The organism is Nocardia amamiensis (assembly GCF_015477605.1).
GTDB lineage: Bacteria > Actinomycetota > Actinomycetes > Mycobacteriales > Mycobacteriaceae > Nocardia > Nocardia amamiensis_A.
In genome coordinates this window covers 1-993 of the sequence record NZ_JADLQX010000169.1, presented here as the reverse complement: position 1 = coordinate 993, position 993 = coordinate 1, and the positions used below count along the sequence as shown (strand labels likewise).

General features: G+C 64.2%; 1 protein-coding gene. It reads right to left on the bottom strand.

Annotated features, from left to right (window positions below):
- Window positions 1–33: 33 nt before the first annotated feature.
- Window positions 34–879, bottom strand: coding sequence for a helix-turn-helix domain-containing protein (locus IU459_RS37290; protein WP_228839061.1), 846 nt, complete (start codon window positions 877–879; stop codon window positions 34–36).
- Window positions 880–993 lie beyond the last annotated feature (114 nt).

Sequence of the window (993 nt, the reverse complement as noted above, 5' to 3'; positions counted from 1 at the left end):
ACGGATACCCGTCGATTCGATCCAGCACCATCTTCACCGCACGCTCACGCTGCTCGATCGGATAACGCTTGGGCATGGCCCACATCCTCCACAGAGAAGGAAGCGGCCGGAAAGTCGGGGCGGTTCAGACAGCTTCCAGGTGTCCACCAGATGTGGTTTGAGCCCGAACGCCCGCCAGATACGCCAGATCGCCGACTGTGACAGGCCCGTCGCTTTCGCCATGCCCCGTGTCGACCAGTGCGTGTCCCCGCCTGCCGGAGCCTGTTCGAGGGTTTTCACGATGACCTGTTCGACATCGTCATCGGTGATCGTGCGCGGGGCACCCGGCCGCGGCTCGTCGACCAAGCCTCGCAGGCGATCTCGCACGAACCGGCCACGCCACCGGGCCACAGTCTGCTCCCGCGTCCTCAACACCGCAGCTACCTGCTTGTTGGATACACCCTCCGCACAGGCCAGGACGATCCGTGCCCGAAAAGCCAGCGCCTGCACGGTTTCCGGCCGCCGCGCCCACCGCTGCAACGTCGCGCGTTCCTCCTCGGTCAACACCAACCCGGCCTTCGAACGCCCAGGCCGCGGGCTATCGGTCAATCCGTCCAGCCGCGACTCTACGAAACGCCGACGCCATTTCCCCACAGTCACCGCAGTCACTCCCAGATCCGCGGCGGCCTGCTTGTTCACCGCCCCAGGCTCTGCACACGCCAACACAATTCGCGCCCGCTCCGACAGCCGAGAATCCCCTCGCGCCCACCCCGCAAGCTGGTCACGCTCCTCGTCCGACAGAGTCAACGCAGCCTTCGGTCGCCCAGTCCGCACCACCCACCAACGGTAGCAACAACTTACGGCGCTAAACAGCGAATCAGCACACTGAGCCTTTTTCATCCTCGGAGTGAGAGCGGTTGGGGTGCTGTGTGATTGGTGCGGTGTGTCGTCGTTGAGTTGGGTGAAGCCCCTGGTAGATCAGCAGTCGACCAAAACGACCGTCCACCAGAGGCT

Excerpts from the sequence above, each read along its gene's own strand:
- IU459_RS37290 (WP_228839061.1), bottom strand. The coding sequence starts at position 879 with ATGAAAAAGGCTCAGTGTGCTGATTCGCTGTTTAGCGCCGTAAGTTGT.